We start from the raw sequence: 13,507 nt of genomic DNA, 5'->3' as shown, positions 1-13,507 counted from the left end.
CATGCCCCTAGAGCGTCATGGGCGTCCGCGCTGCCCCCGCAGGTGCTCCGCGATCGGCTTGAGCGCCTTGTCCAGCTCCACCAGCGCCTCCGGCGTCAGCAGATCGATGAAGTGCCGGCGCACCGATGCCACATGGTGCGGCGCGACCTTCTTCATCGTCTCCATGCCGTGCTCGGTGAGGACGGCGTAGAGCCCGCGGCGGTCGGACTCGCAGTTCTCGCGCCGGACCAGGTTCGCGTTCTCCATGCGGGTGATCTGGTGGGAGAGGCGGCTCTTGGACTGGAGGGTGGCGGACGCGAGGTCGCTCATCCGCATCCGTACGTCCTCCGACTCGGAGAGGTTCACCAGGATCTCGTAGTCGTTCATGGTCAGGCCGAACGGCTGGAGGTCCCTTTCGAGCTGGTAGGTCAACAGTCTGTTGACTTCCAGGTGGGTGCGCCAGGCGCACTGCTCCGCATCGGTCAGCCAGGGCGTGGCCGTCTCGGTCTCCATAAATGAAGTCTACCTAAAATGTTGAAATGCGAACTAGTGAGGGCGGTGTGACAGTGCGCACGCGTTCGAAGTCGTCACACTCCGCAGACTACCGCTCACAGCCCGAAGCGACGCTGGAGGTCCCCCAGCTGTCCGGGAAGGCGCGGTGCGCCGCCTTGCGGTGAGCCACCTGCGGAGCCTCCGCTTCCGGGTACCCCGGCCTGATGCGGAACCGTCCCCGTCGCCTGCTCGGCCATGAGGGCCTCCGAGGACTGAAGGAGCACGGTGCCGGCTCCCACGAACTCGAACTGGTGCTCCTCTCCGGAGGCCCCTCCGAGGCCTGTCATTGCACGTAGACCGCCCATCAGGCCGGTCATGTAGCCGTAGTCGTAGTGATGGCACGGGGAGGGGCAGTCGGCCCAGCCGACGAGCGCCTGTGGATCCACCCGGATCGGGGGCTCCATGAACACCACCGGACCGTTAGATGCGGCTACGAACTTCCCGGTTCCGATGAGGGTCAGAAAACCTGGCACGATCGACTGCTTCAGCGACAGACTTGGCTGAAAAGCGAGCAGGTTGCCTGAGCGAATGGTCAGGTTGCCGTCTTCGAGGTCGTACGAATTCACATCGAAGGCCCGGTCGGCGAGCAGCATCTTGCCCGAGCCCTCGGCCACGACCCAGTCGCTGGCGTGCAGTGGTGAATGGAAGGACGTGCGGACAAGTCGGTCAAGTCGACCGTGTCCGATGCCGTTGAAGTCGATCGAGCCGTAGTAGGCGATCATCTTCCCCTTCTGGAGGAACCATTGGCTCCCTTTGAGTTCCACGCAGAAGGTGTAGTTGTTGACGTTGTCGTCGGACGGCAGGGTCATCGGGTCGTGGACCACGGGCCCCGCACCCGGGTAGGTGCTCACAGCTTCTCCTCCGAGGCCTGGACGTACACCGCGCCGCTGCCGCTGAGCTCCAGCTGGAAGGCCTCGCCGGAGCCCCGGCCCACCATGTCCCGCCAGCCGAGCGCGGTCGAGAGCTTGTTGCGTACGTCACCGTGGTGGGCGACGTAGGCCTGGGGGTCGACATGGACCGGGCGCTGGGGGCTGATCGGGATCTCCAGGACCCCGCCATGAGCCATGACGGCGACCGAGCCGTGCCCCTTCAGGGTCGTGGTGAACAGGCCCTGGCCGGTGACCTGGCCGCGGACCATGCCCATCACGCCACCCTGGGAGCCCATGAACATCGTGCCCTGCTCCAGGGTGCCCTCGAAGGCCAGCAGCCGGTCCGCCTCCACGTACAGGGTGTCGCCGGTGAGGGCGATCACCTGGACGTGATGGCCGCCGTGCCCGAACAGGACGGTGCCGCTGCCCTCGACGGTCATCAGCGGGGTGGCCTCGTTCGCGACCCGGCGCCCGATCATCGACATCAGGCCGCCCTGGCCGCCGGTGGTGTTGGGGGTGAAGGACACCTCGCCCTTGTAGGCGAGCATCGCGCCGCGCTGGCTGAACAGCCGCTGACCGGGCAGGACGGTCGCCTCGACCATCTTGGAGTTGATCTCACGCAAGGCCATGTCAGACGTCCCCCGCGATCGTGTTGCGCTCGCTCGGCTGTACGTAGACCAGGCCGTCGCCCTCGAAGCGGATCTGGAAGGCCTCGCCGCCGCCCTCGCCCATCAGCGTGCGGAACGTCACGCCGGACTGGAAGGACTGACGGAGGTCGCCCTGATGCGCGATGTACGCCCCGGGGTCGACGGTCAGCGGGTACTGCGCGCTGACCCTCAGTACGACCGCCGGGCCGTCCGAAGTGATCGCCGCCTGTCCGTGCCCTTCGACCGTGGTGGTGAACAGGCCGTTGCCCTGCGAGGCGCCGCGCAGCCCCGTGAAGGTCGTGCCGGTCCTGAGCCCTCCGTCGGTCGCGAGCAGGTTGCTCGACTCGACGTAGAGCTTGTCCCCCTGGAGGCCGACGAGGTTGATCTCGGACGCGCGGTCCGCGAACCAGCAGGTGCCGTGCCCCTTCACCTCCATCACCGTCATCTGCTCACCGGTGAGGCGCCGGGTCACCATGCCCCGGATGCCCTCACCGCCGCCGCTGAGCTTCTTGAACGCCATCTGTCCGTCGTACGCGACCATCGAGCCGTTCTTCGCCTTCACGGCGTCCCCGGCCATCTCGACGGCGAGCACCTTGCTTCCTTGAAGTCGAAACATCGCCACGCTGCGAAGGTAGCCCGTCGTGGACGGGCGCCAACAGAGCCCCAAGCACGAGATCGACCCTGAATGCCCCCTTAGGGGCCCCGGCCCCCAACCCGCCCCTCTTCGTTTGCTTCAATGGGAGAACGTTTGTGCTTGCGTTCACAAACTCCGACGTCTCTCCCATCGAAGGTGACCCGTGGACATCAAGACCGCCACCGCCCTCCGCCGCCTGCGCCTCGTCTCGGCGCCCGAGGCCGTGTCCTTCCTGCTGTTGCTCACGTGCTCGGTGCTCAAGCGCACGACGGAATTCGACGCGGTAAGGCCCATGGGCTACATCCACGGCGTCCTGTTCATCCTGTACGTCATCTTCTGGGCCGACGCCTGGAACCGTGCGAAGTGGCCGGCGAAGACCGCCGTCGTCTACTTCGTCCTCTCCGTCCTGCCCACCGGCGGCTTCTTCGCCGAGCGCATGCTCAAGCGCGAGGCCGAGGACGCGGTCATCGCCTCCCGCGCCCGCCAGGAGGGCGCGGTGAAGACGTCGTGATCGTCGCCTTCTCCGTGACGCCCCTCGGCGTCGGCGAGGACGTGGGGGAGTACGTCGCCGACGCCGTCCGTGTGGTCCGCGAGTCAGGCCTGCCGCATCGCACCGACGCGATGTTCACCTCGATCGAGGGCGAGAGCTGGGACGAGGTCATGGACGTCGTCAAGCGCGCCGTCGCGGCCGTCGAGGTGCGCGCCCCGCGGGTGTCCCTGGTCCTCAAGGCGGACATCCGCCCGGGAGTGGCCGACGGTCTGACCTCCAAAGTGGAGACGGTGGAGCGTTACCTCGCCGCTGAGTGAGTACGCCGACTACGAGAAAACCCCGGCCCCGCGCGGGCCGGGGTTTTCTCGTCCCCCATGTTTGAGCAGTCGCTCAAAACCGTGTACCGTCCCCTCCACAAAGTTTGAGCAGTCGCTCAAATGACAGGCTGACCTGGGGGAATCACATGGGTCACACCGCTCTGTACATAGAAGCGCGGATCCGCGCCGATCTCGACGCCCTGTGGGCCCGCACCCAGGAGCCGTCCGAGCACCAGCGCTGGGACCTGCGCTTCACCGAGATCGACTACCTCCCGCGCGTGGAGGGCGAGCCGCAGCGCTTCCGCTACGCCACGCGCGTGCTGCCCTTCCTCACCATCGCCGGCACCGGGGTCTCGGCCGGTGAGAAGGAGCGCCCCGACGGCACCCGCACCTCCGCCCTGCGCTTCTCCTCCCCGCACCCCCTCTCCCTGCTCGCCGAGGGCAGCGGCTACTGGCGCTACGTTCCCGACGGCGACGGCGTCCGCTTCTTCACCGGCTACGACTACCGCCCGCGCTGGGGTGCCCTCGGTGCGTTCGCCGACCGACTGCTGTTCCGTCCGCTCATGGGCTGGGCGACGGCCTGGTCCTTCGACCGGCTGCGTCTGTGGCTGGAGCGCGGCGTCACCCCCGAGCGGGCCCGCCTGAACTGGCTGGCGGAACTCGCCGTCCGCGCCCTCGTCATCGCCCTCGCCTGCACCGGCCTGTGCAGCCTGGAGTCGCTCCTGTGGCTGCTCGGACCCTTCGCCGCCTCGACGGCGTACCTCTGCCCGCTCCTGCTCGCCGCCGCCGTCTGCGTGGCGCTCTTCAAGTCGCCGCTGTCGGGCACCCCGGCCGCCCGCCGCTGTCTGCGCCAGCCGCTGACCCGGGCGCGTGCCCCCCGACTCCTTCGCACCCTGGAGAACCCGCGATGACCTCGATCTTCCGCACGGTCATGGGCGCCGACTTCGACCGCCTGCACCCGCAGCTCCAGCGCCGCTTCTCCGTCGGCCTGGCGAGCGGTGAGGCGTGCACCGGGCTGGGTGTCATGGACCGTATCTGGCACGGCGGGGCGTTCGTGAAGCCGTTCCTGGCCCTCGGCACCACCCGCAATATCCTCGTCCCGCGCGAGGGCCGCCAGGTGCCCTTCGTGATCGAGAACGTTCCGTACACCGACAGCTACGGGCGTGAGACGGTGACCTTCGTGCGCACCTTCGATCTGCCCGGCAGGCCCCGCCGCTTCGACGCCCAGATGGTGCTGAGCCCCCAGGGCGACCGCGTCCTCGACTACCTCGGCACCCACCAGCACCTCGCCACCGACCTGTACTTCGGGGCCGAGCCCGACGGCTCGCTGCTGATCCGCTCCGGCGAGCACCGCTTCCGGGAGGGCGTGGTCGACGTCCGGGTGCCCGAGCTGATCGGCGCCACGGCCGAGGTGCGCGAGTCCTACGACGACGCCACCGACCGCTTCCGTATCCAGGTCCGGGTGGTGAACCGGTACTTCGGCCCGCTCTTCGGCTACGAGGGCTCCTTCCGCGCCTCCTACACCGACATCCGGCGCTGCGGAGTGCGCCCCGGTCTGCGCCCGGTGCGCGAGGAGGCGCGCGCGTGAGCCCGGAGACCGCCAAGTCCCTGGAGACGAAGGCCAAGCTCCTCGAAGGGGCGCTGCGGACGCTGACCGAGCAGGGGATCGCCAAGACGTCGGCGCGTACGGTCGCGGCCGCCGCCGGGGTCAACCAGGCACTGGTCTTCTACCACTTCGGTTCGCTGAACGACCTGCTGGCGGCGGCCTGCCGGTACGGCGCCGAACAGCGCGTCTCCCGTTATCGGGACCGTTTCGCCACCATCACCTCGCTCGCCGAACTCCTCGCCTTCGGCCGGGAGATGCACGAGGAGGAGAGGGCCTCGGGCTATGTCTCCCTGCTCGGCCAGCTGCTGGCCGGCGCGCACACCCATGAGAGCCTCGCCCCGGCCACGGCCGCCGGGCTCGATCTGTGGATCACCGAGATCGAGCAGGTCCTGACCCGGGTGCTGGCCGAGACCCCGTTCGGCGAGTTCGTGGACCCGCCTGGACTGGCGCGGGCGGTGGCGGCGTCCTTCGTGGGCATCGAGCTGTACGAAGGCGTGGACGCCCAGGGGGCGGGCGCGGCCCTGGACGCCCTGGAGCAACTCGGCCGTCTGGTCGCGGCGTTGGACGAACTCGGCCCCATGGCCCAGCGCGCGGTCCGCCACCACCTACGGCGTACTCAGCGCTGACCCGTCCCCGCACAGCGCCTGCCCGGACAGCGTCTTCAGCGCCACGTCGATCGGGTGCTCCGACCCGTCCTCCGCCTGCTGCCACCGGGCGAGGTTCACCGCGACGGACATCTGGCGCCTCCCGTCGGCCCGGGTCAGGGACATCGTCCCGGCGCCCCAGACCGTGCCAGGCCCGTACCGCCCTGCGCTTCACCAGCGCGCGCGAGCCCGTCGTCCGCCACTCGGACCTGGGGGCCCTGGCGCTGCTCGCCGAGCTCGACGAGGGCACCGTCTGTGCCAATCCCGACGTGGCCGCCATCGGCCGTGTCGACCCCGAGGACCTGCGGACCCTGGATCTCCACTGCGCCACCGGCTCGCTGCGCCGGGCCGCCGACCTCCTCCACCTCCACCACAGCAGCGTGGCCCGCCGGATCGACCAGCTCGGCCGGAGTCTGGGCCTCGAACTCACCGAGCCCACGGGGCTGACCCGGGCCCGACTCGCCCTCACCGCATGGCGGCTGCTCGACGGCTGACGGGCCCTCGGTACGAGCACCCACCTGGACGCCCCCAGTTCGACATGCCCATAAATCTCCACTTTCGTAGGGGTATCGGCGCGATCGTCGATGACTCCTCGATGACTGGAGGGCGCTGTGCGGCCGGAGGGCTACGACTACGACACCCACAGCCGACTCGCCGGACCGCTCACGGAGCCGGCCGGCGCTTCGTACCGGGTGCAGTACACCTCGCTGCTCTCCCGCGAGCCGCGGCGAATACGAGCCGTCCTCCTGATGACCCTGGCGCCGCTGCTCACCGGCGCCCTGCTCGTCTACCTCGTCTGGCCCACCCACTGGGTCGATCGCGAGGGCGGCGACCGCTGGCTGGTCGGCCTCGACATCGCCATGCTCATATCAATCGGGCTCATCGAGCTGTTCATGGTCGTCAACGTCGCCTCCGTGGCCCACGCCACCCTCGTGGCCCGCGACCCGATCCCGGTCACCGCCGAACCCGGCACCCGCGTCGCCTTCCTGACGACCTACGTCCCGGGCAAGGAACCCCTCGCCATGGTCCGCGCCACCCTCGAAGGCGCCGTCCGGATCACCCACACCGGCCCCCTCGACGTATGGCTCCTGGACGAGGGCGACGACGCCCAGGCCAGGGCCCTCTGCGCGGAACTCGGCGTCCGGCACTTCACCCGCCACGGCGTCCCCGAGTGGAACCGCCCCAGGGGCGTCCACAAGGCCCGCACCAAGCACGGCAACTACAACGCCTGGCTCGCCATGCACGGCGGCGACTACGAGTTCTTCGCCTCCGTCGACACCGACCACGTCCCGCACCCGGCCTTCCTGGAGCGGATGATGGGGTACTTCCGCGACCCGGACGTCGCCTTCGTCGTCGGCCCCCAGGTCTACGGCAACTACCACAACCCCGTCACCAAGGCCGCCGAGTCCCAGCAGTTCCTCTTCCACGCCCTCATCCAGCGCGCCGGCAACCGCTATCGCGCGCCCATGTTCGTCGGCACCAACAACGTCGTACGGATCTCCGCCCTCAAACAGATCGGCGGCCTGTACGACTCCATCACCGAGGACATGGCCACCGGCTTCGAACTGCACCGGCACCGCAATCCGGGCACCGGACGGCACTGGCGCTCCGTCTACACCCCGGACGTCCTCGCCGTCGGCGAGGGGCCCGCCTCCTGGACCGACTTCTTCACCCAGCAGCTGCGCTGGTCACGGGGGACCTACGAGACCCTGTTCAAGCAGTACTGGAAGGCGCCGTTCACGATGCCGCCGGGCCGCCTGTTCTCGTACACGCTGATGCTCGTCTACTACCCCATGACGGCCGTCAACTGGTTCCTCGGCATCCTCAGCTGCTTCCTCTTCCTCTGGTTCGGCGCCTCCGGCACCCAGGTCGCCGCCTCCGTCTGGCTGATGCTCTACAGCGACGCGGCCGCCCTCCAGATCGGCCTGTACCTGTGGAACCGGCGGCACAACGTCTCGCCGCACGAACCGCAGGGCTCCGGCGGGCTCGCGGGCATGGCGATGTCCGCGCTGTCCGCGCCGATCTACCTCAAGTCCTTCGGCGAGGCCCTGATCCGCAGGCCCAGCCGGTTCGTCATCACCCCCAAGGGCGGCGACGCCAGCCCCGACCGGCTGCTCACCTTCCGGATCCATCTCGGCTGGGCGGCCCTGCTGGCCGGCTCGCTGGTCGCCTCCATGGCGCTCGACCACACCCATGTGGCCATGCGGACCTGGGCGGTGCTCGCGATCGCGATCTCCCTGGCGCCGGTCGCGGTGTGGCTCACCACGCTGGTCAGGACGCGGCGCGCGCGGCAGTCGCCGGTCCCGGCCGCCCGGCCCGCCGACGGTACCGAGTCGGCCCTCGCCACGACCGCCCCCGTCTCCCGCACCCCGACAGGAGGCAACTAGGCCATGGCCTACCAGCCCTCGCAGAAGACCAAGAAGACCGTCCTCGGCATCGGCGGCATCGCGATCCTGGCCGGACTCAACGCCCCGGCCGCGCTGGAATTCGCCGGCGAGAAGTACCACGAGTACAAGATCGCCCAGCCCGGCTACCAGGCCGAGTACGGCTCCTGGACCCAGGTCGACATCCCCGAGGAGTACCGCACCAACGCCATCCACGCGGCGCTGCTGCACACCGGGAAGGTGCTGATCGTCGCGGGCTCGGGCAATGAGCAGGAGAAATTCGACGAGGGGTCCTTCGACACCGTCCTGTGGGACCCGGTGAAGAACACCTTCAAGAAGATCCCCACCCCCGACGACTTCTTCTGCTCGGGCCACGCCCAACTCCCCGACGGACGCCTGCTGGTGGCCGGCGGCACCGCCCGCTACGAACTCCTCGAAGGCGAGGTCGAGCGGGCCGGGGGCGGGATGCGGGTGAAGAACGAGAGCCCCGACAAGGCCGTGTTCCTGAAGAAGGGCACCCGTTTCCGCTCACCGGCAGGCGTCGAGTACATCACCAGGTTCGACGTCACCGTCCCCAAGGCCAAGCGCACCCAGAAGATCACCTACAACCGGGCCGGAGTGATGCAGCCCTGGCAGACCAAGGTCACCGCCAGCGAGCGGCGGGTCTTCGTCGAGGCCGTCGAGAAGGGCCCGCTGTCCGTCACCGACAAGCAGGCGCAGTACGAGATCGTCGGGCTGACCGGCAAGGACGCGGACAACACCTACGGCCTTTCCGAGCGGATCACCCTCGAGAAGCAGGACTTCCAAGGCATCCGCGCGGCCTACGAGTTCGACCCCGTCGCCGAGAAGTACATCCAGGTCGACCCGATGGACAAGGCCCGCTGGTACCCCACCCTGGTCGGCCTCGACGACGGCCGGGTCCTCGCCGTCTCCGGCCTCGACGACGTCGGTGTCGTCGACCCCGGGGACAACGAGATCTACGACCCCGAGACCAAGGAGTGGACCCCGGGCCCCAAGCGCTACTTCCCCACCTATCCCGCCCTCTTCCTCACCAAGGGCGGCAAGCTCTTCTACCCGGCGGCCAACGCCGGTTACGGCCCCGGCGACCGGGGCCGCGTCCCGGGGCTGTGGGACCTGGAGACCAACACCTTCGAGAAGGTGCCGGGCCTGCGCGACCCGGACCAGACCGAGACCGCCGCCTCGCTCCTGCTGCCGCCCGCCCAGGACCAGAAGGTGATGCTCCTCGGCGGCGGAGGCGTCGGCGAGTCCAAGAAGTCCACCCCGCGCACGGCCGTCGTCGACCTGAAGAAGGACAACCCGGTCTTCGAGGACGGCCCCGACCTCCCCCAGGGCACCCGCTACCTCAACAGCGTGATCATGCCGGACGACACCGTCTTCACCGCCAACGGCTCCGAGGACTACCGCGGCCGCAGCGCCAGCAACATCCTCAAGGCCCAGTTCTACGTTCCGAAGGAGAACGTCTTCAAGGAGGCGGCCGCGCCGAAGGTGGGCCGCAACTACCACTCCGAAGCTCTGCTGCTGCCCGACGGCAGGGTCGCCACCTTCGGCTCCGATCCGCTCTTCGACGACCAGCAGAACACCAAGCTCGGCCGGTTCGAGCAGCGCATGGAGATCTTCACCCCGCCCACCCTGCACAAGAACGGCGAGAATCGGCCGGTCCTGAACGACGGTCCGGAACAACTGGCCGACGACCATCGGGCGACGTACCGCACCGATCACCCCGAGCGGATCGTCAAGGCCCGGCTGATGCGCCCCAGCGCGGTCACCCACACCACGGACGTCGAACAGCGCTCCGTCGAACTCGGCCTGGCCAAGGGCGACGGCTCGGTCACCGTCACCGTGCCGGAGGACCCGGCGCTGGTGCCGCCCGGCTGGTACATGCTGTTCGTCACCGACGCCGAGGGCACGCCGTCGGAGGCCAAGTGGATCCAGGTGAAGTGAGAAGCTAGCCGCGGGAGTTGCGGGCGAGGGTCAGCGCGTACTCCGGCCACCACTGACCGGCGGCCGGACCGCCCTCGCAGGTGCCGTCCGACTCCCCGGGCCGCTTGACCCAGAGGTAGGCGTCCACGGCGGGATCCCCGGTCTCGGTCGTGGGCGCGGCGCCGAGGGCGCGGCCCGGCGGGTTGCACCAGACGCCGGGCAGCGGGCCGTTGCCGTTGCGGCTGGTGTCGATGACGAAGTGCTTGCCGCCGAGGTCCCGCGACAGCAGGCGGCCGTACTCCTTGGTGACCTCGTCGGTCTGGAAGTTGGAGACGTTCAGCGCGAAGCCGTCGGCCTCGGCGATCCCGGCCCGGCGCAGCGGCTCGACCAGCTTGTCCGGATCCTTGATCCAGGACGGGTTGCCCGCGTCCAGATAGACCTTGGTGTTCGGCTGCCGCTTCAGCCGCTGGATCGCCTCGCTCAGCAACTGCTCCCGCTCGGCGTGCAGATCGGCGGGCGTGCAGCCGTCGACGATGTGCGCGACCGCGTCCGGCTCCAGCACCACCAGTGCCTTGCTCTGCCCGAGCGCGTCGGCGAACCGCCCGATCCAGTCCCGGTAGGCGTCCGCGTCGGAGGCCCCGCCCGCGGAGTGCTGGCCGCAGTCGCGGTGCGGGATGTCGTACGCCACGAACAGCGCGGTGCGCCCCTCGGCGGAGGCCGCGGCGGTCGCGGTGCGGACCGTGGGCCCCGGGTCGGTCTCGCCGGGCGGCCACAGCGCCGCGGGCCGGTCCGCGATCCGCCGCAACAACTGGGCGTCCTGGGTACGGCCCTCCCGCTCCCACAGCTCGATCTGCTGCGCGGCCGGACTGTCGGGGTCGACCCAGAAGGGGGAGGCGGGCGCCGGGTTCCCCTTCCGGGAGGCGGCACCGGCGACGGAGGCCTCGTCGACATCGGCGGCGGACGTACAGCCCGCCGCGAGTCCGAGCACCGCGAGAGCCGCGAGGGGGTGGATCAGCCGGGACATGCTGCTCCCTTGAGCGGAGGTGACGTTCCGTCACCAATGCTTTCATAAAGGGTTGATTTGTCCCGGAATAGACATAGGTCAGCCGCCCCCGGAGGCCAGCGCGATCCCCAGTGGTGTCCGCTCGTACAGCACCTGATGGCCGTAGCGCCGTGAGACGAGCAGGCCGGTGTCCCGCAGCGTCGTCAGATGTGCCGACACCGACGAGGGGGCGAGGCCGAGGCGGTGGGCGAGGGCGGAGGTGGTGGCCGGGTCGTCGAGCGCGGCGAGCACGGCCGCTCTGCCCCGGCCCAGCAGCCGGACGAGCGCCTCGGAGGCGCGGTCCGCGGGCTCGGTCCACAGGCCGCCGAGCCCCCGGGCCGGGTAGACGACGGTGGGCTGCCAGGGCGGCTCGAAGCCGCTGATCACGTCCGGCCAGGAGAAGACGCTCGGCATCAGGACCACGCCCTGTCCGCCGAGGTCGCGCACGTACTCGCCGCCCAGCTCCATGGTCAGGGTGCGGCCGTTCCAGGCGAGCCGCCGGTCCAGTTCGGGCAGCAGCGCGCCGAGGCCGACCTCGGCAAGGCGCCTGGAGTGGAAGGCGACATCGGCGTCGAGCAGGGCGCGCAGCCGGGGCCAGTCCGGTTCGACGAGGACGCGCCAGGCGGCCTCCAGCAGATCGGCCAGCTCATGGACCGTGCGGGCGGGGTCGGCGAGCAGGGCCCTGCCCTCGGGGGAGTCCAGAGCGCCCGGGGTGTCGGCGAGCGCCCGGGCCATGTCGTCGCGCGCGGCGTCCGGATCGGCCGAGCGGACCGCCGCGATCTCCTGCGCGAAGTCGGCCGCGGGGCCGATCGGGGGCGGGCCGAGGAAGTCCGGGGAGTGCCCGCGCCGGGGCATGAGCAGCCAGAGCGGGGCCAGGTCCAGTGTCCGGGCCGCCTCCTGGATACGGCGCAGCCAGTGCGGGTGATAGCCGTGCCGGTCGGGCCGGCGCAGGGTGCGGACCGCCTCCTGGGTCTCCCAGAGCGGGGAGACCGCGAAACGGCACCGGAGCAGGTCGTCGTCGCCGAAGCGCAGATGGAACGGCACGGCCCTCCCCGGGTCCGGAACATTCGGCTGTGGCCGAAACTCTACGGCGGGGGCGCACCCGCGTGCAGGCTGCGGCCATGCCTGAACAGACGAGCCCGCCCGCGCCGCCGGTCGAGCGGGAGCCCACCGGTTACCGCAGCGTCCTCGCCGTACGAGAGTTCCGTGCCGTCTTCGCGGCCTTCGCGCTCTCCCTGCTCGGCACCGTCGTCGGCGAGATCGCGCTCACCGTGCTCGTGTACGGGCTCACCGGCTCACCTCTGCTGAGCGCGCTGACCTTCGCGCTGGGCTTCCTGCCGTACCTGGTCGGCGGGACGCTGCTGTCCGGGGTCGCCGACCGGTATCCGGCGCGGCGGGTGCTGGTGCTGTGCGACCTGGTGTGCGCGGGGTGCGCGGCGGTCATGGCGGCGCCCGGCGCCCCCGTCGCCGTGCTGTTCGCCCTGCGCTGCGTGATCGCCGTCGTCTCGCCGGTGTTCAGCGGCACCAGGACCGCCACGCTCGCCGAGATCCTCGGGGACGGCGACCTCTTCGTGCTCGGGCGCTCGCTGCTCAGGATGGTCTCGCAGAGCGCCGTGCTGGTGGGCTTCGGGCTGGGCGGCGCCCTGCTGACGGTGGTGTCGCCCCGGGGCGCCCTGGCCGTCACGGTGAGCACCTTCGTCTGCTCGGCGCTGCTCCTGCGGTTCGGCACCCGGCGCAGGCCCGCCGGTGCCCAGGGCGGCTCGCTCGTGCGGTACTCGCTGGCGGGCGCCCGCGAGGTGCTCGGCGACCGCAGGATCCGCGCGCTGCTCCTCCTTCTGTGGGTGCCGCCGATGTTCATGGTCGCGCCCGAGGCGCTGGCCGCCGCCTACGCCGACGAGATCGGCATGGGCACGGCCGGGGTCGGGCTGCTGATGGGCGCGATGCCGGTCGGCACGATCATCGGCGAGGTGTACGCCGGCGCCGCCCTCTCGCCCGCCGGCCGCTCCCGGATCGTGCTCCCGCTCGCCGCCGGCGCCCTGCTGCCCCTGCTGGCCTACCCGCTCGCCCCCGGCCTCGGCTGGATCCTGGCCGCACTGCTGGTCACCGGGCTCGCGGGGGCGTACACCCTGGGCCTGGACCGCTGGTTCGTCGACGCGGTGCCGCGGGATTTGCGGGGACGGGCGATGACCGTGCACACCGCGGGCCTCATGACCATCCAGGGCGTCGGCATGGCGCTGGCCGGGGCCGCGGCCGAGTTCTGGCCGGTCGCGACCGTCGTGGGCGGGGTCGGGGCGCTCGGCACGGTGTGCTGTCTGTGCCTCGCCCTGGAGGTCCGGCGAACCTCACGCAGACCGATGGGCGAGACGGGGCTGACCACGATATGACTGGCCGGTAGGGTCTGG

Annotated in this window: 16 protein-coding genes; 9 read left to right on the top strand and 7 right to left on the bottom strand. The window is 70.3% G+C overall.

The window, feature by feature from the left end:
- Positions 1–15 precede the first annotated feature (15 nt).
- The 4 genes from BN159_RS14715 to BN159_RS14700 form a co-directional block, all read right to left on the bottom strand.
- Positions 16–492: a MarR family winged helix-turn-helix transcriptional regulator gene (locus BN159_RS14715; protein WP_015657773.1), complete on the bottom strand. Its 477-nt coding sequence runs from the start codon at positions 490–492 to the stop codon at positions 16–18.
- Between the two features lie 95 nt (positions 493–587).
- Positions 588–1,382, bottom strand: coding sequence for an AIM24 family protein (locus BN159_RS14710; protein WP_015657772.1), 795 nt, complete (start codon positions 1,380–1,382; stop codon positions 588–590).
- Positions 1,379–2,029, bottom strand: coding sequence for an AIM24 family protein (locus BN159_RS14705; protein ID WP_015657771.1), 651 nt, complete (start codon positions 2,027–2,029; stop codon positions 1,379–1,381). Before BN159_RS14705 ends, BN159_RS14710 begins: the two co-directional genes overlap by 4 nt.
- Before the next feature lies 1 nt (position 2,030).
- Positions 2,031–2,663 (bottom strand): AIM24 family protein, encoded by a 633-nt coding sequence (locus tag BN159_RS14700; protein ID WP_041819313.1) that lies wholly within the window; start codon positions 2,661–2,663, stop codon positions 2,031–2,033.
- Between the two features lie 181 nt (positions 2,664–2,844).
- On the opposite strand from BN159_RS14700, the gene BN159_RS14695 reads away from it, so the two are divergent.
- The 5 genes from BN159_RS14695 to BN159_RS46575 all read left to right on the top strand — a co-directional run bounded on the left by BN159_RS14695 (position 2,845) and on the right by BN159_RS46575 (position 5,720).
- Positions 2,845–3,192: a DUF3817 domain-containing protein gene (locus BN159_RS14695; protein WP_015657769.1), complete on the top strand. Its 348-nt coding sequence runs from the start codon at positions 2,845–2,847 to the stop codon at positions 3,190–3,192.
- Entirely contained in the window at positions 3,189–3,488 is a 300-nt protein-coding gene (locus tag BN159_RS14690) for an MTH1187 family thiamine-binding protein (protein WP_015657768.1), read from the top strand. The genes BN159_RS14695 and BN159_RS14690 overlap by 4 nt, the downstream gene beginning before the upstream one ends.
- A gap of 146 nt (positions 3,489–3,634) precedes the next feature.
- Positions 3,635–4,399, top strand: coding sequence for a hypothetical protein (locus BN159_RS14685; protein ID WP_015657767.1), 765 nt, complete (start codon positions 3,635–3,637; stop codon positions 4,397–4,399).
- Positions 4,396–5,076: a DUF4166 domain-containing protein gene (locus BN159_RS14680; protein ID WP_015657766.1), complete on the top strand. Its 681-nt coding sequence runs from the start codon at positions 4,396–4,398 to the stop codon at positions 5,074–5,076. The genes BN159_RS14685 and BN159_RS14680 overlap by 4 nt, the downstream gene beginning before the upstream one ends.
- The gene (locus BN159_RS46575) at positions 5,073–5,720 is read left to right on the top strand and encodes a TetR/AcrR family transcriptional regulator (RefSeq protein WP_015657765.1); all 648 of its coding nucleotides are present in this window, start codon (positions 5,073–5,075) and stop codon (positions 5,718–5,720) included. The genes BN159_RS14680 and BN159_RS46575 overlap by 4 nt, the downstream gene beginning before the upstream one ends.
- On the opposite strand, the gene BN159_RS47455 is transcribed toward BN159_RS46575, so the two are convergent.
- The gene (locus BN159_RS47455; protein WP_015657764.1) at positions 5,700–5,831 is read right to left on the bottom strand and encodes a hypothetical protein; all 132 of its coding nucleotides are present in this window, start codon (positions 5,829–5,831) and stop codon (positions 5,700–5,702) included. The genes BN159_RS46575 and BN159_RS47455 overlap by 21 nt on opposite strands.
- A 176-nt stretch (positions 5,832–6,007) precedes the next feature.
- Here BN159_RS47455 and BN159_RS46570 point away from each other — a divergent pair, with 176 nt between their 5' ends.
- The 3 genes from BN159_RS46570 to glxA all read left to right on the top strand — a co-directional run bounded on the left by BN159_RS46570 (position 6,008) and on the right by glxA (position 10,084).
- Complete coding sequence (locus BN159_RS46570; RefSeq protein ID WP_015657763.1) at positions 6,008–6,232, top strand: helix-turn-helix domain-containing protein; 225 nt, start codon at positions 6,008–6,010, stop codon at positions 6,230–6,232.
- Between the two features lie 117 nt (positions 6,233–6,349).
- Positions 6,350–8,125, top strand: a complete 1,776-nt coding sequence (locus tag BN159_RS14660; RefSeq protein ID WP_015657762.1) for a glycosyltransferase family 2 protein — start codon at positions 6,350–6,352, stop codon at positions 8,123–8,125.
- Between the two features lie 3 nt (positions 8,126–8,128).
- The gene (gene glxA, locus BN159_RS14655; RefSeq protein ID WP_015657761.1) at positions 8,129–10,084 is read left to right on the top strand and encodes a radical copper oxidase GlxA; all 1,956 of its coding nucleotides are present in this window, start codon (positions 8,129–8,131) and stop codon (positions 10,082–10,084) included.
- Positions 10,085–10,088: 4 nt separating this feature from the next.
- Here the strand turns inward: glxA and BN159_RS14650 are convergent, their stop codons facing one another.
- On the bottom strand, positions 10,089–11,087 hold the full coding sequence (locus BN159_RS14650) for a glycoside hydrolase family 6 protein (RefSeq protein ID WP_015657760.1): 999 nt from the start codon (positions 11,085–11,087) through the stop codon (positions 10,089–10,091).
- Between the two features lie 78 nt (positions 11,088–11,165).
- On the bottom strand, positions 11,166–12,149 hold the full coding sequence (locus BN159_RS14645) for an ArsR/SmtB family transcription factor (RefSeq protein ID WP_015657759.1): 984 nt from the start codon (positions 12,147–12,149) through the stop codon (positions 11,166–11,168).
- 77 nt (positions 12,150–12,226) lie between these two features.
- Here BN159_RS14645 and BN159_RS14640 point away from each other — a divergent pair, with 77 nt between their 5' ends.
- The gene (locus BN159_RS14640) at positions 12,227–13,489 is read left to right on the top strand and encodes an MFS transporter (protein WP_015657758.1); all 1,263 of its coding nucleotides are present in this window, start codon (positions 12,227–12,229) and stop codon (positions 13,487–13,489) included.
- The last annotated feature ends 18 nt before the right edge of the window (positions 13,490–13,507 follow it).

Origin of the sequence: Streptomyces davaonensis JCM 4913 (assembly GCF_000349325.1) — a bacterium.
Taxonomy (GTDB): Bacteria; Actinomycetota; Actinomycetes; order Streptomycetales; family Streptomycetaceae; genus Streptomyces; species Streptomyces davaonensis.
Note: the sequence above shows the minus strand (reverse complement) of the source record. Positions and strands in the feature narration are given on the sequence as shown.